We start from the raw sequence: 18020 nt of genomic DNA, 5'->3' as shown, positions 1-18020 counted from the left end.
CCAGACGGTCTCAGAGATACGCATCGTCCCACTCGTCAGCCAGGTGAGCGTTGCCACAGTTCCCGCACTCGAGCCTGCCTTGTCCGTCGGCGGAGACGTCAGTACTGCCGCACTGTGAACAGAAGTACCCGTACGCGTCCTCCTCGTCCTCCAGACCGGACACCGCGAAGAATGGGGCCTCCCTGCCGGGAGCGCTCTCATCGCGATTGACGGACCGGGCAACTCCACCGACGGTGACGGATTCGGGGATCGGGACGGCGGGTTCGTTCGGCTTCTCTGTCTTTTGCCCCTCCGTGAACATGGTGACATCGAACTCCTCCCCGCCGAGCAGTATCTGGTCGTGGTCACTCTCTTTGAGGCCGAACCCTTTGAGGAAGTCGCCGCCCTCCACGGCTTCGTCGAGGATACACGCCGCAATCGGCTTCTCGACAAACTCTTCGCGAACGCGATCGAGCAGCGCCGTGGCGATGCCCTTGCCCCGCGCATCCGGATCCACCTGGAGCCACCGGATCGTCGCTCGTGTTCCGACTTCGACGGTGATGAACCCGTAAACAGTCTCCGTGCCGTCGATCGTCTCGTCGACGACGAGCACGGTTGTGTCCGTATCTTCGAGCAGGTCGTTCAGTGACGTGTCGTCGAACTCCTCTTCGAGTATTGTCTCGATCTGCTGTGGACTGAGCGAGTACGACGATTGCAGCGAGTCGCGCGCGATCGCTCTGATCCGTTCCCGGTCGGCTGGCTCCGCAGGGCGAACTTCCATGCGGTAAGTTTTCGTCGAACAGGCTTAAGTCGTCGGTTGGTCCTCATCTCTGCGCGGAACAATCCACGCGAACACGTGACCAGCAGGAATCGGACCAGTCTATGGTTCTCCCGGGGTGCAGCTGTGACGCCGGGGTTTAGAACGATTCCGACTCAGTCAAGTCGTCATCGTCGGTGGCATTCCCGCCGCGGTCGCTGTACTTTTCTCGACCGACAGCCTCGTCATCGACCATGTTGAACACGGCCTGCCGGACGCTCTCCACTCCTCGTACTCTAGTTCTTGCTCCGGGGAGAGCACTTCACGTAGTGGGACTTGGGTATCGAAGAGACCGAGCTCGCGGTCACCATACCGACTGAGGAGCGTCTCGTGAGACAGCGGGTAGGACTCGTCCTCGAGGTCTCCGATTAGTGTGCCAAATTCGATGCCCTGTTCTCGGGTGTCGTCGGAGCCGTTTGTCATAGTAGTCTTTCGACAGGAAAGAGCGTATAGCTTTTGTAGGCGTATACAAGGTAGTGTGGTTCATTCGGGGGCCTACCACCAGTTACCGGAAGCCGCCCAACCTTGCTGCGAACGGACACACAGTACGAATCGAGATGTGGCATCTCCCCGCGGCCGAACGACCCTCACGCGTGGTACAGATTAGAGTCTACGCAGATGTTCCCACAAACGGGATACCCGTGCAAACCCACTATCATGGAATGGACGACCAGAACCATAGCCATAGTGCGTCGATCAAACCGGGAGAAGTAGTGTACGATAGCAACGGGCGACCAGTGGGACGCGTGAGCGGACTCACCGACGATGGGTTCGAAGTGGAGCCGATGGACCCCCACGAGAGCGAGGTCGAGGAACTGCCGGGGCAGGAGTTCGGAGAAGGGTACCTGATGTGGCGGTGTGCCGAATGCGGAGAGATGGGCGAACTGGAGAGGGAGTTGCCAGAAGTGTGCCCGAACTGTAGTGCTCCACGAGAAGCGATCTCCCCCGTCCAAGAGGATTGAGCGTGAACCGCCCACCGGCTTGGCCGGCCTCTCGACGCGCTCCGGTGGACCGTCGAGAGCGACGGGATCATCTCCGAGCTGGGGTTGCGGGCTGCGACGCGTCACAGCGAGTCCAGACCGTCCGAGTGTGCCACCCCTACCGGGCATGAGGGCGGGGCGACCTGCGTAGTACGCATTTGAATCTGGTAGTAAGTTAGCTAAGCATAAGCGGTCCCATCGAGAGAGTTTGTTTGGCGAGCGTCGCGAGCCGCAGGATGTAGGATGTGAATAGGAGAAATGGCAGCGCTGAGATGGCAAACGCGGCACTAACAACCCAGAGAACGCTCTCAATGCCGAGGAACGTGCCGGGGAACGTTGTCGGGTCGACGAAGACGACCATCCCCCCAGCGACGGTGAGTGCAATCACTGCGGCGTACAGGATGGCTCGTGAGAGTTTCACCAGTGCCCACTGGATGTAGAGGTCCTTGATGTACTCGCGGACTGGCCCGTACATCGTGAGTGCCTCGAGCAAATTTCTGAACGCGCTTCGCTCCTCGTCGGTGAGGGAGTCTTCGTACTCCATCCCGAGCCGGCGAACGTCGTGCATCTTCCGATCGTAGTTGTAATCGAGCGCGGGCGATAAGACGTCGAAGGAGCCGAAATCTGTGTCTTCGAGGTGGTTGCGTGCGTGGTCGGCGTTCTCCAACAGGTCGTTGACGTACTCGTCCACCTTCTTGTAGACCTCCTGATTTTCAGTCTCGGAGAGTGTGTCTCGCAGTGTCTTTGCTCGCTGTTCGCTCGTTTCGATAAGCGCATGGAGGTAGGCCGCTGGGTCGGCGGGCGTCGTCATCCCGAGGAGGCTGTCGGTGTTCTGGCGGAAATCCATTGTCACGTCCATCCGACTACGCTGGCTCCCGAGCGAGCCGATTTCCTGGGAGAGGACGAGCTGATTGATCGTGACGACGAGCGTCGTTCCCGTGATGATCGCGCCGACGAGACCGGCGAATACCGTCTCGACCATGTCGCTCGACTGCATGGTCGAGTGCAACGACACCGGCTTCATCACGCCCCAGAGCATGAACACGAGGAAGATCAGAAAAGCGAGCCCGCCAGCGACGACCCACCGGTTGGCTCCGAGCAGCAACCAGAACCAGTACTTGTTGACGTCCGTCCGCTCACGTAGCGTGTTGTCCGTCGAGAGGTCACTCATGAGAGACTGGGCGTTTGAACAGCAGTAGTTTCGTGCCGCCACCGTCGTAGCTGATCGTCTCCGCGAGTTCCCAGCCCTCTGTACCGAGGCGGTTGAGTTCGTCTGTTGGATCGACCGTCTCTCGCTTGGTCAATCCCTTTGGCGGTTCGAGTGTCTTGTATTCCCATTGCTGGTGCATTTTGGTACCCATGAGTTGATATCGGCTCTCACGGTGATGACTCTGCTGACAGGCTGTTCCCCGCCGTGTAATGATTGAGAACGGAGTAGTGTGCTCGTGCATCGTCGTCTCTCACAATCATGAATCTCAAGTAGCCCCGAGTATGAATCTCGACTGACCCGGAAATCCATTTACAGTCCCTCACGAAGCGTCCACATCCAACCATGTCTGCGGTTTGAGTTCTGCGTTGGATCTTAGCGTTGTGATTCGCGGAGGATCAACGGCTCGATGGCAAGTGTCCGTTTCGCTATCGTGACGATGCGAAGGACGTACGAGACGAACAGCATGAATGGAACGAGCGTCACCGCAAACGCACCGCCCACGACGAGGATGATGTGATCGAGACCGAGTGTGCTTCCCGGGAACGTCCCCGCATCGACGATTGCGACCATGCTACCCGCAACGGCCAATGCCGGGACTGCAGCATAGAGAATCATCTGAGACATGTTGATGAGTGCCCACTGGAAGTACAGCGTCTTGATGTGTTCGCGCGCCGGAGCAAAAAGAGACAGCGCTGTTTTGAGCTCATCAAGCAAGCCGTGTTCTTCCTCAGTGAGGCTCTCTTCGTATTCGTTCGCGAGCCGTTCAACTTGGAAGATTTTCCAGCTATAATTGAAATTCAATGCGGCGAATAACACATCAAACGAGCCGAACTGCGCACCCTCAAGTTGGTCACGTACCGTGTTAGCGTTCCCAGTGACGCTTTCAGCAAATTCATCGACCTCTTCTCGGAGGTTCTCGTCATCATTCTTGCCAATAGACTCTCGAAGAGCCGTCGCCCGTTGTGCCGTGATTTCGATGATCTGCCGGAGGAATTCGGATGGATCGGCAGGGCTCGGAGACCCGATTAATTCTTCAGTATAGTCCCGGAAATCCATCGAACTGGCCATACGCTCGCGTTGATCGCCGAGCGGGCCGTTCTCTTGTGAGAGGACGAGCTGACCGATCGTGACGACGAGTGTCGTCCCAGTCACGATGACCGTGATCATCGTCGAGAACATCGTGTCGATCATGTCGCCGGACTCGATTTGCTGTGAAAACGGTGGATTGAGGACAGCGACGGAGATGACGAATGCGACGAATACGGCACTGGTCAGGACGCTGGAGACGAGAAGGCGGTTCGCGCGCAGCAGCAACCAGAGTTTAATCTGACTCTCGCCCGAGCGCTCACGCATCGTGTTGGCCGTACTGATGTCGGTCTCGTCAGTCATACTGGCTCACCCGATTGGGCAGGTCGCTTGAAAACGAGATACTTAGTACCGCCTCCCTCGTAGTCGATCGTCTCCACAAACTCCCAGCCTTCTGCACCGAGTTGATTCAGCTCTGCTTTCGGATCCTCTACTTCTTTTTGGGTCTCATCGCGCGGTGGGCGAAGCGTCTCGTACTCCCAGCGGGTCACTTCTGATTCGGACATGACTACTAGTAGGTACTCCAGCCCTCTATACCCCGCTCCACCACCGAGATGGAGGGAATATTTCCTGATCGGGAATATGGTCAGTTTGGACGCCCAGTAGTGCAACGCTCAAGCACTCGATCTCTGCAAGCGACTCGGCTTTGAGATGATCCCGGACCAGTCGACGCTGTGGCGCAGTTGGCACAACCGCTTCACATCTGGTCTTCGCGGGACGGTTGAGACAGCTGCTCGAACGATCCTCATCAAGGCCCAGAATGCAGGTATCGCGGTTCCGCATGAACCAGAGCGATAGCTTAGACATCATGACGGTGGTTCTGAAAAGGCAGAACTGGACTATCAGACCGTTATAGAGCAGGCAGAGAAGATCACCGACCATGTCAGCCGCGTTGTCTTCCTGACGTTCTCGCTGGACCGTGGTGAAGGCTGTGAGATCCACGCGAACGCGTTCTGGGACTTGCAGACGTATCTCGGGCTGCGCGAGAATTTGGCAGCCAACGAAGGCGCACAAAGTTTCACGCTTGAATCTCACCGAGATCGGACACCGCTCGGGCACACTCACCGAACACACCTTCGTGACCTCTCTATCGACGAAATCCACGAGATGTCTCGTGAGGCAATTGGCCGATTACTTGACTGGCTTGCCGAGACAGATGCGTTCCATCGGGGGGGAATCGTCGCGATCGATAGGACCGAGGACGATCCGTTCACTGGCGACCGTACTGACCATGAATCCGAGATTATCGGGGCGAAAGACGGTGAGTACGCCTATCACTGGGCGACAATCCAGCTCGTCGGCAATGCAGTACCGATTGTTTTGGACGCTCGATCGGTTCGGAAGGGTGATACTCGGTTAGAGATTGTGCAGAATCTCTTGGATTCCGCCCAAGAGCAGGTTCTCGTCGATAATGTTTTGATGGACCGGGAATTCGACAGTCAGCACATCTTGGAGGAAATTGACCAGCGTGGGCTTCGATACGTTGTTCCAAAGCGAATGCAAACGAGTGAGCAAGCCCAAGCAAAGCGGTTACTCCAGTGGGATCAAGACCGGTACGTGACCGATCGGAATCTTCTGTTAAACGACGACGAGCGGCACGAAACAACGCTTGTGTACCGACGCAGGGCTAATTCCAATTGCACGGATCATCGTCAGTATTCGGTGTTCATGACGAATGGCGAGCCCGAGTTGTTGCGAGAGTATGAATATCGCTGGGAGATTGAAAGCGGCTACAAAAGCATTAAGCGATTCATGGCCGCGATGACGTCAAAGAACTTCGTGCTACGATTCTTCTACTTCGCGTTTGGATCCCTGCTGTACTCGATTTGGCGTGCTGTTGATTTGCTGGTGCAGATCGACGTGACCGGCGAGTACGAGCGATCACCGATTGTGACGGCTAACACGGTTCTCACGCTGCTGAAGCAAACTGGCATCGGTTAGAACTGATTTCGAGACGTTGAACACTGGGTGATCAGCGGCAGCGCTGGTTCAGTGAGTCGCTAATCCGGAAAATAGTTAGAATGGTAACTAGAAATTGCTTTTGAGGTTCTGCTCGAAGCGTGTGCAGAAGGATGGATTGGCTAAAATCGCACATTCTGGACTCTCTATACTGGGTGTAGTCTCATCTTCCAGTTTGTGCAGAAGTTGAGACTGCCTCTTTCAATGCATAGCCAGTCTGTCTCAGATCAGCATCTCGTCACTCAGAACACCTCCCACTGAAAGGGCCGGAGGTGGAACAAGCAAACCCGTCCAGCACTCCTCTCACTAGAGAGTTACCATGGATATCTCCGAGATTCTTTCCACGAAGGTCACCGAGTTCGACATTAGCACATCACTTTCAAAAATCGCCGGGACATTCGAGAATCAGGAACTCGATGCCGTCGTCGTAACGGATGGTGACGAATATCACGGCGTCGTCAGCCGCCGACAGCTAGCTTCATCGTCCAACCAGCTCTCGGCGACGCCGAAAAGTTGGGTGGGAGCTAGTTAAGAGTGGACAGTGAAAGACGGCCAGTAGTGGATATCGGGACGACAGGATTTAGCGATGTATGAGTCCCAGTACCCGTCTTCGAACGTCATCGGCGGAGTCGTACGTCTGGTTATCGGTTGCGGCAAGTACTTCATCGAGGGTTTCCGTCCCGCCCTGCGTTTCGATCTCATAGTCGTCATAGGCCTTGACCAATTCATCCGTTGTCGTCGGATAGTCGTGGGTTTCGAGTGCTTCATCAAGGTCACCGAGCCGCTCACTAGGATCGCCACGCATCGGCTCTTCTTCATCGGCGCGGGTACGTGCCTCCTCTTGCATCCGCTCTCGCTGGCGACGTTTTTCGTCATCCGCTTGCTCGTCTCGGCCCTGTTTGTCATCTGCCATGCTTGGGTTTTGGCTCTCTAGTCGGATAGTCCTGTGGTCGGTGACGGGTGCTCCCGAACGCAACGGATAGACTTCGAAAAGTAGGTTCAGCGAACGCCTCTCCACCGATTAGCCGGTACGGTCTACGGTCGACGGACCACGAGAACGAAGGGCTAGTCCTGTGTCTGGCGAATAAACTCGTCAAGTTCCTCTCGAACGAGGGTCGCAAGCGTCCGCTGGTCGAACGTCGGGGACACCGGCCACCGCTCCATCCGGGGTCCATAAGTTGGCGATAGCTCCGAAGCGGCGAGATCACTGGATCGGGAAGACTCGCGGCGTTACTGCCATCGGTCGGGACGAGCACCGTGTCATACACGTGGTGTACGCGACACCACCATGTAAGTCTCGGGCCGCGCTACTCGTTCTGGTTGCCGACGTCTGCGTTCTCCCCGCTCTTCGCTTCGGTTTCGCCCCAGTCGAGATCGCGGGACCGGTCGGTCTCCCGGAGGATGAACGGCCCGATGGAGAGCGTGCGCTTCGTCACGGTGACGATGCGAAGAATGTAGGATAACAGGAACGCGAACAGCAGCAGGGAGATGGCCACGCCCGCGCTCACCACCACGACGAGCGTGCGCACGCCGAACACGGTCCCCGGGAACAGCCCCGGTTCGAGGTAGACGACGCCCGCGACCGCCGTGAGGAGCGCGGGTATGGACGCGTACAGCATCGTCCGGGAGAGGTCGATGAGCGTCCATTGGAAGTACAGCGTCTTGAAGTGCTCGCGCGCCGGTCCGAACAGTTCGAGCGCGTTGATGAGTTCGTCGAACGCGTGGTGCGCTTCCTCGGTGAGCACGTCCTCGTTCTCTGCGCGAATGCGGCGCGCTGCGTACACCTTCCACGAGTAGTTGTAGTTCAGCGCGGAGAACACCACGTCGAACTCGCCGAACTGGGACCCTTCGAGATTGCTCTGGACGGCGTCCGCGTTCCTCTTCACGTTCTCTGTGAACGCGGCCACCTGGTCGTCCAGGTTGTCGTCGTCGATGTCCGCGATGGCGTCCTGGAGGGCGTCCGTGTGGCGCTTCGTGAGTTTCACGAGCGACCGGAGGAACGCCGAGGGTTGGGCGGGACTCACAGGCTCCTTGATAACGTCCTCGACGTCCTTCCGGAACGCCATCGCGCCCTCCATGCGTTCGCGCTGGTCCCCGACCGGTCCCTGTTCCTGGGAGAGTACGAGTTGGCTGAGCGTGAGCACGAGCGTAACGCCCGTGATGATGGACGTGAGCAGCCCCTAGAACAGCGTCTCGATAGGGTCCGCCTGGCTGAACAACGCCGGCGTCCCGGTCGGGTGGAGTTGCCCGATGATGGCGAGCACGAGGAACACGCCGCCCGCGATCCCGGCAGCGACCAGCCACCGATTCGCGTTCAACAGCAACCAGAACTTCCGACTGCTCTCTGGTACGCGCTTCCGCATCGTGTCGCTCGGGCGACTTCCATCACTGTCGCTCATACTAGCCGTATTCCGATCACAATTGAAAATGTTTCAGGGTGCCATAAAAGAGCCCTCATACCGTGATTATGGTACCTCTCGGATTGTCTCCCCGTTCGTAGTTGGTGATTGCGACAACGAGGAGAAGACACAGCACGAGCTTCTAACAGCAGCTCGAATTCTGATCGTTCAGTACGTCCTCGTGAGTATAGCGAGGTTTCAGCGCCTCGAGATTCCGGGCAGCCCATTCGGTATTCTGCCTCGGCCAAACTAGAACGCTCCCGAACTGGTCACGTAGAGAAGTCTGATTCGCGTTGGTCAATATGCTTTTGCAGTGACGGACACGGAGGAAGTACGTGAAGGAATCTGGACCGAAAAGCAAGGACACGGTTGATCCAATGCGAGTGACAGAGGTTCTCGATTCGTTGATTGAACGCGGGTCCCACGAAGTCCACCGCGAAACGAACGGATTGTTGCTCTCTGGATTCTCAGCAGGTCTCGATATCGGGTTTGGACCATTATTGATGGCGGTGATACTCACTCTTTCACCCGGTGGGTACGGTGATCTCGGAACGGAGTTGCTACTCGCGAGCACCTACTCCGTCGGATTCATGTTTGTCATCTTAGGACGGTTAGAACTGTTCACCGAACATACGACCGTGGCTGTGATGCCGGTACTTGACGGACAAGCGTCACTCGCGGAGCTAGGCCGTCTCTGGGGCTTGGTCTACGTCAGTAATATCGTCGGTGGTGCGGCGTTCGTCACACTCGTCGTTACGCTGCTGCCTGATCTCGGTGTCGCCTCGCCGGAAGCCTTCGAGACGATCGCTCTCTCACTCGTTAACCATGGCTTCGAATGGCTATTCATCGCTGGTGTGCTTGCGGGGTGGTTGATGGGACTACTAGCGTGGCTTGTTACCGCTGCTCAAGAGACGACAAGCCGTCTCATTATTATCTGGATCGTCACAGGTGCAATCGGTGTCCTCCACCTTCCTCATTCAATTGCGGGTAACGTTGAAGTGCTATTCGGCGTCTTCCTCTCACCCCTCGTATCAGTAATTGACTACGTATCATTCCTCGCGTTCGCTACGATAGGAAACGCAGTCGGCGGGATTGTGTTCGTTGCCCTACTGAAGTACGGCCACGTTGTCCGGGGTGGGGAGTAGTGTGGCTGTCGCGTCTCCATCGACAACGGCGAATATCTATCTATTGAACCGCTCGAACGCGTTCGCCGAGGGCGGCGACGCCCACCCTGACAGAGACGACCGGAAAGAGCGCACCGGAACCGTTATGCCGATAGCGAACGACAAATAATTATGAACTCTGAAGAGAATATTCCGGGAGATTGGATGTTAGAAACCGAGCGGACAACACACGACGAAGTCATGGGGCGAGACTATACCACGGTACTCTATCGCCAGGAACACACCAGAAGCGCAGTATACATCAACGAGGTCATCGACGGAAGGAACGTCTGGGAATACAACGTATCTCACTCGGGGCAGGACGGTGACCTTGGAACCGCCGCCGACTTGGAAACAGCGAAGCAGATAGCGTTCGCGTTTATGAACGACTCCGTTGCCAGCGTGTGACCTCCGCCGCGCTGTCAACGGCGGGATTCCCTCGCCAAATACAATAGCTGCGTACGATCACCCAAGAGTGGATATGACCGGGGCTTACCGCTAGGTCTGACGGACGAACTCGTCGAGTTTTGCTTCGATGAGTGTTGCAACCCGCTCGCTGTATCGCCAAAGTGCGGCATTGAGTCGATCTTCGGTCTCGTCGTCGAGATCGTCGGCCCCACGAAGGACGGAGTCTTTGGTGATCTGTGGGTGGTACACACAGACTACTCCGAGTGAGGTGTCCGAACTTGCCGCCGTGTGGATTCCGTATTGATCGGCTCCCCAGACGCCATCGTCGCCCTCTCGCTCCAGTTCGGAGTCGAGTGCATCAAGGAGCCGTACCTCTTTCGGGGAAAGGATCGAATCGTCACCTTTGAACAGTTCGGCGTACGCCTCTATTCGGGCACTCTTCGTCCACTGATCCAACTGGGAACGCGCCCGTAGTACGAGTTGTTGTTCGGCTGGAAACTCGGCCATGGTCCTATGTGGGCGGCTGGAGCAACCAACGTTCGTACGGTCGCGTTGATCGAGAACGATATCCGTCCTTTCCGACGAGTGGCTTCCGAAGAGTCATCGCTTAACGGCTGGGCAGCGGAGGGACTAAGGGTTCTCGCGAAGCGAGAAGTATGGCTTCGTCGGAAGCCACTATTCGTTCTGGCGAATCAGGTGTGGCTTCTCCGTGGAACCACGCACATCGTCGATCAAGTCCCTAATCGTTATTTATTTGGATGTTTGCTTAGAGTTTTCTCGTATAAGAAAACGAATACGGGAGTCTTAACCGTATGATTGCTCTGTGTCTAGTTGCAATGGCAAACGGTAAGGTTGATTTCTTCAACGACACTGGCGGCTACGGTTTCATCGCGACTGAGGATGCTGACGACGACGTATTCTTCCACATGGAGGACGTTGGCGGTGAAGATCTGACGGAAGGTACCGAGATTGACTTCGACATCGAACAGGCTCCCAAGGGCCCGCGTGCGACGAACGTCGTCCGCGCCTAATTCAAGGTTCACGTCGTCGCCTGTCTGGCGACACTGTGTGACGTTGTTCCATTTCTGAATCGGCATCTACCCAGAGCAATAGCAGAGAGACTACTGGGAGAACCATCCTGGTTCGAGATAGTCCGTCCAGCTCCCGAAACACAAAGACAGGGGCTTCTGACTACCGGTTCCTACCGAAAGAAGCCTCAACTTGCCAGATAGTGATAAGTGAGGATTTAGTTCATTAACCATTCGGAGCCATTAGCGGGAGCTCTCGGAGACGTTCTGTGATAGTCGTGTTACAGACTGGGCAGTCGTACATTTGGCGACCGTGCTCCGTATGAACGGTCCAATCTCCGGTGATATCGCTCTCGTGACCGCAACTGGGACAGAAGAGTGTCGTCTTTCGACGCGAGTCGGATTCGGACGTGGAAGGCTGTTGAGCGAGCATGGTAAGTGAATATAGTAGGGGCCGAACGGGGATAATCCTGTCCGCAGTGATTAATCAGGCACTCCGGATTACGACCTCTCGAATCGCGCTGGGTCCGTTTCGTTCGCGTCCCGAACTGGGCTCTTACTCTACTCGTCGTCCGACTCCTGTACTGCCTGTGCCTCTTGAATCACGAGTCGTTCGATTCGAGAATCGTCGACAGTCTGGACCTGAAGGACGTACCCGTTCGCATCGATCTGATCGCCCACTTCGGGAACCCTGCCGAGGCGACTGAAGACAAACCCACCGATCGTCTCGACGTCGTCGCTCTTGAATCGAGTGTCGAGCCGATCGTTCACATCCTGGATGGGGATCCCTCCGTCGACGACGTACGCGCCGTCGTCTCGCTTCTCGATGGATGGCTCCTGCGCAGCGGTATCGAATTCGTCCTGAATGTCGCCCACGATCTCTTCGAGGATATCTTCGATGGTCACGATGCCCTCGAAGACGCCCCACTCGTCGACGACGACGGCCATCTGGCCCTCCCCCCGCGTCTGAAAGTCGGCGAGGATCGCGTCGATCCGACGCGTTTCCGGGATTGTGAGGACCTCTCGTGCGAGCACACGCGCCGTGACAGAATCTTTGGAATCCGCCTCGGTTTCACTCGCTCGCAGGATGTCCTTGGCGTGGACGAATCCGAGCGGCTGGTCGCCGTCCTCGTCGAGCACGAGATAGCGCGTGTAGGTCCCGGTGGCGGCAACCGACCGGAGTTCCGAGAGCGGCATCGAAGCGGGCACGGTCTCCACGTCTGGACGCGGAATCATGACCTCGCGGGCGACCGTATCCCCGAGGTCGAAGACGCTCTCGATCATCTCGACTTCGTCGAGGTCGATGTGTCCAGTCTCCTCCGAGCGGGTGAGGATCATCCGAATCTCGGATTCGGTGTGGGTTTCCTCGCTCTCGGACGCCGGGGAGACACCAGCGAGGCGGGTGAAGTAGTTGGCTGTGCCGTTGAAGACGATGATGCCGGGCACGAACACGTAGTAGAAGAACTTCATGAGCGGGGCCAAGAGGAGCGCGACACGCGTGGCCTCCTGGATGGCGAACGTCTTTGGCGCGAGTTCGCCGAACACCACGTGGAGGAACGTGATGAACCCGAATCCCAGGATGAACGCGACGAGGTGGACCGCTCCCGCAGGAAGCACCTGGCCGAGGACGGGGTCGATGAGCGCTGCGACAGCCGGTTCACCGATCCAGCCGAGGCCAAGCGAGGAGAGCGTGATGCCGAGTTGACTGACAGCCAGATAGTCGTCCAGATTCTGGATGACCTCCTGAACGAGTGCTGCCCCCGGCTTGCCGCGTTCGACGAGTGCGGTCACCTGCGTGGGACGGACTTTGACGAACGCGAACTCCGCAGCGACGAAGACCCCGTTCATGATGACGAGGAAGAACGCGAGGAGCAGTCCGCCGAGAGAAATCAGATCAACCATAATCAATTATGGACGCCTGGACACTTGTAGAGGGTGGATACCGTACTGGTCTTCTGCGGTCAGCGTTTCCACGAATCACGGGCGACCGCGATGCCGAAAGCGCATGGACTGGCTCTCCCCACTCGCTCGCTATCGACCGCCTGTGAGCGGTAGCGATTTGCGGTTCTGTTGAAATCCTGTTGATTCGGTACCGTTCCTACTGAAACAGCCGTTTGAGAGGTATGCGTATCGGTCACGCCTGGCGCGTTCCAGCAGTCGCTTCCACGGGTGCCCGTGACCGTCGCTCTAGATGCCGAGCCACTCGTCGACCCGTACCTGGTAGCCGTTCGCCCGACAGAACTTCGCCGCTTGTCGGCGCACAGCCCGGGATGTCGGGAGTTTTTCTTTCTCGTGGATTTGATCGACGATCCAGTCGCTGATGGCTGTGATCCCTTCGTCGTCGTCATCGGCGTCGATCGATCCGAGTTCCTGGAAGGTCATCTCGTACGCTTTGCGCTGTGTCCAACTGAACTCCGTATTTCGAAGCGTCTCACTGGATTCGACGACTCGTTTCATCGCCGCAGCAACTGTCGGCCGCTGTACCTGCACTCGCACGGCAGCCGGGGAGTCGAACGTCTCCTCGTCCGTCTCTGGGACGAGATCCTCAATCGTGTAGCTCCCCTTGACCGATTCGATAGTGTGGTCGCCGAACGTCGCGACGATCTCGGCCCCAGTCGCCGGGAAGTTCATTGCTTCGAGTTCCACTTCGAAATCGCCGAGTTCCGCCGCCTCGACCGGTGGCTCTTTTTCGTCTCCTCGCTCCAGTTCCGTGGCGACATCACGCTCTTGCTGGCGTCTCTCAGCGTCTCGCGCTTGCTTGTCTCGACCGCTCCTATTATCTGCCATCCTCTAATATAGGCTCTCCAGACGGATAGTCCCGTGGTCGAGATCAGGTACTACCGTCAGTTCGAGGACTTCGAAGAGTACGAGCAACAGCTCGCCGAGCCAAGTCGGAGCAACTGCGACTTCGGGAGGGCCTGCATTCGGTCACACCACCGGGGGAACCGATGATCATCTAAGCATCTCAACAACGCCAAACAGAGCTAGTAGTGACACAGCCTCATCTGCTGAACTCTGGCGGCCTGTGAAAATTCAGTCACTTGATTCAAATGTCGGTTCAAAATACAGGCTCATCACTGCGAATATTATCCCCATTACGACGCCGATCTGGACGCCACGATTGAATTCTTCCCCCGTAAGCAGGCTCAGGAGAACAGGAGCGCCGAACGCTACGACAAAGAACACAGCGGCACGAGGGAACTTGTTCTCTGGCATGTTCTTGTGGGGAGTTTCGATATTCAGCACACCGCTTTTATCAACTTCTGAAGGTTTCAACAGAGCCAGTCTGGCGTTATTGTGTCCGTACTCGGAGCCGGTGACGACCACTGACAGATGGCCCGATTCTGTACACACAAGTCAAGGATGAGGGGAATCTCTATACTGAATATGACTGAACAGGGAGACCGTCAGCATTGGTTTTCGGACCACGTTGTACTGTCGATCTTGGCGGTCGTGAGTGGGGTTCTCGGCCTCCTTTTCGTTTTCACACAGCTTCAGTATATCCTGCTCGCGATCGTCCTCGCATACGTCCTCGCACCCGCACAACGGACGCTCGAGCGTCACACGAGCTCAGCTACAGCCGCCCTCATCCTCATCTCGCTTTCGGTAGTTGTCCTCTTCATCCCGATCGCGTATCTCCTCGCAGTCGCAATTCAGCAGGGACTGGGGCTGCTAACCGCCCTCCAAGAAGGGGAACTCAGTCTCGAGATCGTTCAGGCTCGACTCGAAACCATTGGCTACGTGATCGATTTCGACCTGTTGTACGCGACCTATCAAGAGCCGATCGCGAGCGGGTTGCAGCGTCTCGCAACCGGCGCGGTAACCGTCATCGGCGGTCTCCCTGGGGTGCTCATCGGACTCACCGTGACGGTCTTCGTACTCTTTGCGTTGTTGCGAGACGGTGAACGGTTAGTCACATGGTTGCAGTCGATCGTCCCGCTCTCTGATCGTGCGGAACGAGAACTTCTTAGGGAACTTGACGCCCTCATGTGGGCGTCAGTTATCGGGAACGTCGCCGTCGCGGCGGTCCAGGCGGTACTACTCGGCATCGGATTGGCGCTCGTTGGCATGCCCGGGGTTGTGTTCTTGACCGTGGCGACATTTGTTCTCACGTTGCTCCCACTCGTTGGGGCATTCGGTGTCTGGCTTCCGGTTTCGGGTTACCTGTTCGCGATCGGTCGCCCCACTACAGCGGTACTGTTTTTCGTCTACGGGTCGGTGGTCAGCGCCTCGGACCTCTATCTTCGACCGGCGATCATCAACCGGAGCGGGGCGATCAACGTCGCGACCATCGTCGTGGGTATCTTCGGGGGAATCGTTCTGTTCGGGGCCATCGGCCTGTTCGTCGGCCCTGTCATACTCGGCGGCTCGAAGGTCGTCCTTGACCTGTTTGCCCAGGAGCGAGCGGACTCGACCGTCGGCCGATAGGGGATAGGTTCCGCCATCGGTCCTCACGTGACCGTGGCCGCGGGACCATCTCACCCGCCGACGTCGAACGTTTGCCACACCGCGACGGCATCGGATTCGCTGATTCGAATGTGATGAGATTCGGTTCCGAGTGGCGCTACCTACCCATCTCTTGTCCCTTTTATAGACAGACGAGCAGGGGTCGAGCTCGTCCAGTCAGGACAACACGTCTACACGCGTGCACCCAGCAGCGAAGTCGGGCCGATCGCGACGGGTGTTCTGCGAGCTCAGTTCTCGAATTCGTCGTCGTATTGTTCGTAGGTGATGGTCAGCCGCCCCGGCGTGGGCTGCTTCGCTGCGTCTCGAAGCGTCCGGAACTCTTCCAAGAGCTCATCGGCGTCGTCCGTCCCTTCTCGAACGCTCCGTGATTCTTCTCGAATCGTATCATATACCCGTTCCAGAATGCGTCGAGCAGCGTACGAATCGGTCTTCGAGTCGATCTCGAAGGACGCCTCGTAGGAAGACATACTCATGGTTGGTGCTCCACTCGGATAACTTCCCTTCCTGGCTCACAGTGGGGAATCGTTCTTTTGGTCCGTGATGATTCTCGTCCACTCAAATTCGTCAGTTCGGACCGCAGAAAGAATGTTCTCAGGGTCGCCTCCATCGAGGACGATCGTCTCGAATTGCGCCCGTTGAAGCATCTTCACAGCGTGGAGATCGATCGGGACACTGCTGCCAGCGGCCATGTCGAGATCGAGAATGCGCGAGACCAGCTGGCTTGGAGTGAGCTCGTCGAACGGTGCAGCGTCCGGGCAGGTGTTCGGATCAGCACGAAACACGCCTGGTATGTCCGTCGCGTAGATGAGACGCTCTGCGTCTATGTATTCGGCGAGAACGGCGCTCACCACATCAGTTGTCTGGGCTGGTACCGTCCCCCCCATGACGACGACGTCGCCACGACGGAGCGCTTCATTCGCCGCTTCGTAGCTCCTCGCTGGCGCCACGATGACGATCGAGAGGACTCAGACCCCGACGACCAATTAGTCCTAAAACAGGCTGAGGAGATTTGTGACCATGTCAGCCACGTCGTCTTCCCCGCGTTCTCACTGGACCGTGGCGAGGGCTGTGAGATCCACGAGAACGCCTACTGGAGCTTACAGACGTATCTCGGGCTTCGTGAGAACTTGGCCGCCAACGAAGGGGCTCGCAGCTTCGTACACGAGTCGACGTGGGAGCGGACACCACTCGGACACGCTTATCGCGACCACATTCGTGGTCTCTCTATCGAGCAGATTCGAGAGATGTATCGACAGGCGGTCCGGCAACTCATTGACGAGATCGCAGAGACGGAGGAGTTCTTCCGCGCAGGAATCGTCGCGATCGACATCACCGAAGCCGATCCCTTCACAGGCGACCGAACCGGCCACGAGGACGAGATCATCGGAACGAAAGAGAACACCGACGAGTACGCCTATCAGTGGGCGACAGTCCAGCTGGTCGGGAACGCAGTCCCGCTCGTCCTTGATGCCCGTCCGGTACGGAAAGGCGAGTCACGCAAAGAGATCGTCGAAGATCTGCTTGACTCCGCCGAAGAGCTAGTTCACGTCGATAACGTGCTGATGGATCGAGAGTTCGACAGTCAGCACGTTCTGGAGATGATTAGCCAGCGCGGGCGCTCGTACGTCGTGCCCAAGCGGATGCAGACCAGCGAGAGGGCTCAGGCGAAGCGATTGCTCCAGCGCGACCAGGACCGCTACGAGACCGACCGGAAGCTCCACCTTGGGAACAACGAGTGGCACGAGACGACGCTGATCTATCGTCGGAAGGAGAACTCCGAACACGACGACCACCGGCAGTACTCGGTGTTCATGACGAATTGCGGGAGTGGTCACCTCACTGAGTACGGGTATCGGTGGGAGATTGAGAGCGGCTACAGGTCGATCAAGCGGTTCATGGCCGCGACGACCTCGAAGGATTTCGGGCTCCGATTTTTCTACTTCGCGTTCGCCTGTTTGTTGTACTCGATCTGGCGAGCGGTCGATCTGCTCGTGCAGGCCGAGTTGACCGGCGAGTATGAGCACTCACCGGTGATTACAGCGGACAACACGCTGACGCTGCTGAAGAAGGAGACTGGAATCGGGTAGAGAGATACTCTGTCTGGGTTAGCGCGCCGTCTGAGTGGCTACACTATTGGAAGTCTCGAAAATTCGTTCATACGATTGGAAGTGTGACAAGAATGGCCGCTTGGAAAGTGATCTGAGGTAGTTTCCACAGATTGAATCGGTCAAATTCACGCATCAGAGCCCCGCTATACCCGATGTAGTCTCAACTTCCAGACGGCGGATTTTCGATATAGCGACATGAAGTTTATATATGTCTAAACGGCTACTACCGTACGATAGAGGGAGTGTACCCTCGATCTACACTGGACGTGGTGATGTTTGGTGTACTTCTGCTTAAATCCATAAGCGGAAGTGCACCAACCCCGGGACCCCCAAATCGATCTGTGTGCAGTGCGTAGTGCGGATTTATCACTGAATAGTGTTTCATCGTAAAATATGGGTTACTTATTACGGGAATC

Annotated in this window: 20 protein-coding genes and 5 pseudogenes; 9 read left to right on the top strand and 16 right to left on the bottom strand. The window is 57.1% G+C overall.

From position 1 onward, the window contains the following. Positions 1-10 precede the first annotated feature (10 nt). Both ACR3FE_RS25885 and ACR3FE_RS25880 read right to left on the bottom strand, forming a co-directional pair. The gene (locus tag ACR3FE_RS25885) at positions 11-760 is read right to left on the bottom strand and encodes a GNAT family N-acetyltransferase (protein ID WP_458210725.1); all 750 of its coding nucleotides are present in this window, start codon (positions 758-760) and stop codon (positions 11-13) included. A 156-nt stretch (positions 761-916) separates the two neighbouring features. Further along, positions 917-1219 carry a DUF5789 family protein gene (locus ACR3FE_RS25880; protein WP_458210724.1) on the bottom strand — a complete coding sequence of 101 codons (303 nt, stop codon included), beginning with the start codon at positions 1217-1219 and terminating at the stop codon, positions 917-919. A 290-nt stretch (positions 1220-1509) separates the two neighbouring features. On the opposite strand from ACR3FE_RS25880, the gene ACR3FE_RS25875 reads away from it, so the two are divergent. Beyond that, positions 1510-1758 carry a DUF7130 family rubredoxin-like protein gene (locus tag ACR3FE_RS25875; RefSeq protein WP_458210723.1) on the top strand — a complete coding sequence of 83 codons (249 nt, stop codon included), beginning with the start codon at positions 1510-1512 and terminating at the stop codon, positions 1756-1758. Between the two features lie 193 nt (positions 1759-1951). Here the strand turns inward: ACR3FE_RS25875 and ACR3FE_RS25870 are convergent, their stop codons facing one another. The 4 genes from ACR3FE_RS25870 to ACR3FE_RS25855 all read right to left on the bottom strand — a co-directional run bounded on the left by ACR3FE_RS25870 (position 1952) and on the right by ACR3FE_RS25855 (position 4578). Then, positions 1952-2947, bottom strand: a complete 996-nt coding sequence (locus ACR3FE_RS25870; RefSeq protein WP_458210722.1) for a DUF7972 family membrane protein — start codon at positions 2945-2947, stop codon at positions 1952-1954. Further along, positions 2940-3137 (bottom strand): DUF4177 domain-containing protein, encoded by a 198-nt coding sequence (locus tag ACR3FE_RS25865; protein ID WP_458210721.1) that lies wholly within the window; start codon positions 3135-3137, stop codon positions 2940-2942. Before ACR3FE_RS25865 ends, ACR3FE_RS25870 begins: the two co-directional genes overlap by 8 nt. A 221-nt stretch (positions 3138-3358) precedes the next feature. Next, complete coding sequence (locus tag ACR3FE_RS25860; protein WP_458210720.1) at positions 3359-4375, bottom strand: DUF7972 family membrane protein; 1017 nt, start codon at positions 4373-4375, stop codon at positions 3359-3361. Further along, a complete protein-coding gene (locus ACR3FE_RS25855; protein ID WP_458210719.1) occupies positions 4372-4578 on the bottom strand; it encodes a DUF4177 domain-containing protein in 207 nt (68 codons plus the stop codon). The genes ACR3FE_RS25860 and ACR3FE_RS25855 overlap by 4 nt, the downstream gene beginning before the upstream one ends. Before the next feature lie 127 nt (positions 4579-4705). Between ACR3FE_RS25855 and ACR3FE_RS25850 the strand changes: the two are divergent. Together ACR3FE_RS25850 and ACR3FE_RS25845 are read left to right on the top strand one after the other, a co-directional pair. Next, a pseudogene (locus ACR3FE_RS25850) lies at positions 4706-6013 on the top strand (transposase); the annotation flags it as partial. A 337-nt stretch (positions 6014-6350) separates the two neighbouring features. Continuing rightward, positions 6351-6551: pseudogene (locus ACR3FE_RS25845) on the top strand (CBS domain-containing protein); the annotation flags it as partial. A 60-nt stretch (positions 6552-6611) separates the two neighbouring features. Here ACR3FE_RS25845 and ACR3FE_RS25840 read toward each other — a convergent pair. The 3 genes and pseudogenes from ACR3FE_RS25840 to ACR3FE_RS25830 all read right to left on the bottom strand — a co-directional run bounded on the left by ACR3FE_RS25840 (position 6612) and on the right by ACR3FE_RS25830 (position 8430). After that, positions 6612-6944 carry a DUF5789 family protein gene (locus ACR3FE_RS25840; protein WP_458210718.1) on the bottom strand — a complete coding sequence of 111 codons (333 nt, stop codon included), beginning with the start codon at positions 6942-6944 and terminating at the stop codon, positions 6612-6614. A gap of 176 nt (positions 6945-7120) precedes the next feature. Beyond that, a pseudogene (locus ACR3FE_RS25835) lies at positions 7121-7263 on the bottom strand (site-specific integrase); the annotation flags it as partial. Between the two features lie 75 nt (positions 7264-7338). After that, positions 7339-8430: pseudogene (locus tag ACR3FE_RS25830) on the bottom strand (DUF7972 family membrane protein). A gap of 377 nt (positions 8431-8807) precedes the next feature. On the opposite strand from ACR3FE_RS25830, the gene ACR3FE_RS25820 reads away from it, so the two are divergent. Genes ACR3FE_RS25820 through ACR3FE_RS25810 form a run of 3 tightly spaced genes read left to right on the top strand, consistent with a single transcriptional unit; the run spans position 8808 to position 10001 of the window. Continuing rightward, the gene (locus ACR3FE_RS25820) at positions 8808-9575 is read left to right on the top strand and encodes a formate/nitrite transporter family protein (RefSeq protein ID WP_458210765.1); all 768 of its coding nucleotides are present in this window, start codon (positions 8808-8810) and stop codon (positions 9573-9575) included. Between the two features lies 1 nt (position 9576). Further along, positions 9577-9723, top strand: coding sequence for a hypothetical protein (locus tag ACR3FE_RS25815; RefSeq protein WP_458210715.1), 147 nt, complete (start codon positions 9577-9579; stop codon positions 9721-9723). Positions 9724-9725: 2 nt separating this feature from the next. After that, the gene (locus ACR3FE_RS25810; protein WP_458210714.1) at positions 9726-10001 is read left to right on the top strand and encodes a hypothetical protein; all 276 of its coding nucleotides are present in this window, start codon (positions 9726-9728) and stop codon (positions 9999-10001) included. A 90-nt stretch (positions 10002-10091) separates the two neighbouring features. Here the strand turns inward: ACR3FE_RS25810 and ACR3FE_RS25805 are convergent, their stop codons facing one another. After that, positions 10092-10508, bottom strand: coding sequence for a DUF7539 family protein (locus ACR3FE_RS25805; protein ID WP_458210712.1), 417 nt, complete (start codon positions 10506-10508; stop codon positions 10092-10094). Positions 10509-10837: 329 nt separating this feature from the next. On the opposite strand from ACR3FE_RS25805, the gene ACR3FE_RS25800 reads away from it, so the two are divergent. Then, positions 10838-11032 (top strand): cold-shock protein, encoded by a 195-nt coding sequence (locus ACR3FE_RS25800; protein WP_069449925.1) that lies wholly within the window; start codon positions 10838-10840, stop codon positions 11030-11032. A 223-nt stretch (positions 11033-11255) separates the two neighbouring features. Here ACR3FE_RS25800 and ACR3FE_RS27840 read toward each other — a convergent pair whose 3' ends face one another. The 4 genes from ACR3FE_RS27840 to ACR3FE_RS25785 all read right to left on the bottom strand — a co-directional run bounded on the left by ACR3FE_RS27840 (position 11256) and on the right by ACR3FE_RS25785 (position 14356). Continuing rightward, the gene (locus tag ACR3FE_RS27840) at positions 11256-11462 is read right to left on the bottom strand and encodes a DUF8106 domain-containing protein (protein ID WP_472850196.1); all 207 of its coding nucleotides are present in this window, start codon (positions 11460-11462) and stop codon (positions 11256-11258) included. Positions 11463-11590: 128 nt separating this feature from the next. Further along, positions 11591-12931 (bottom strand): hemolysin family protein, encoded by a 1341-nt coding sequence (locus tag ACR3FE_RS25795; RefSeq protein WP_458210711.1) that lies wholly within the window; start codon positions 12929-12931, stop codon positions 11591-11593. 285 nt (positions 12932-13216) lie between these two features. Beyond that, positions 13217-13816 carry a DUF5789 family protein gene (locus ACR3FE_RS25790; RefSeq protein WP_458210710.1) on the bottom strand — a complete coding sequence of 200 codons (600 nt, stop codon included), beginning with the start codon at positions 13814-13816 and terminating at the stop codon, positions 13217-13219. 246 nt (positions 13817-14062) lie between these two features. Then, on the bottom strand, positions 14063-14356 hold the full coding sequence (locus ACR3FE_RS25785) for a hypothetical protein (protein ID WP_458210709.1): 294 nt from the start codon (positions 14354-14356) through the stop codon (positions 14063-14065). A gap of 60 nt (positions 14357-14416) precedes the next feature. Here ACR3FE_RS25785 and ACR3FE_RS25780 point away from each other — a divergent pair, with 60 nt between their 5' ends. Next, a complete protein-coding gene (locus ACR3FE_RS25780; RefSeq protein WP_458210708.1) occupies positions 14417-15457 on the top strand; it encodes an AI-2E family transporter in 1041 nt (346 codons plus the stop codon). Between the two features lie 266 nt (positions 15458-15723). On the opposite strand, the gene ACR3FE_RS25775 is transcribed toward ACR3FE_RS25780, so the two are convergent. Together ACR3FE_RS25775 and ACR3FE_RS25770 are read right to left on the bottom strand one after the other, a co-directional pair. Beyond that, positions 15724-15963 carry a hypothetical protein gene (locus tag ACR3FE_RS25775; RefSeq protein WP_458210764.1) on the bottom strand — a complete coding sequence of 80 codons (240 nt, stop codon included), beginning with the start codon at positions 15961-15963 and terminating at the stop codon, positions 15724-15726. A gap of 42 nt (positions 15964-16005) precedes the next feature. Continuing rightward, a complete protein-coding gene (locus ACR3FE_RS25770; RefSeq protein ID WP_458210763.1) occupies positions 16006-16443 on the bottom strand; it encodes an amino acid kinase family protein in 438 nt (145 codons plus the stop codon). 6 nt (positions 16444-16449) lie between these two features. Here ACR3FE_RS25770 and ACR3FE_RS25765 point away from each other — a divergent pair. Continuing rightward, positions 16450-17583 (top strand): annotated as a pseudogene (locus tag ACR3FE_RS25765) (transposase); the annotation flags it as partial. Positions 17584-18020 lie beyond the last annotated feature (437 nt).

It is taken from the genome of Haladaptatus rarus, assembly GCF_054177585.1.
The sequence above is the reverse complement of the archived record's forward strand: the minus strand, read 5'-3'. Positions and strand labels throughout refer to the sequence as shown.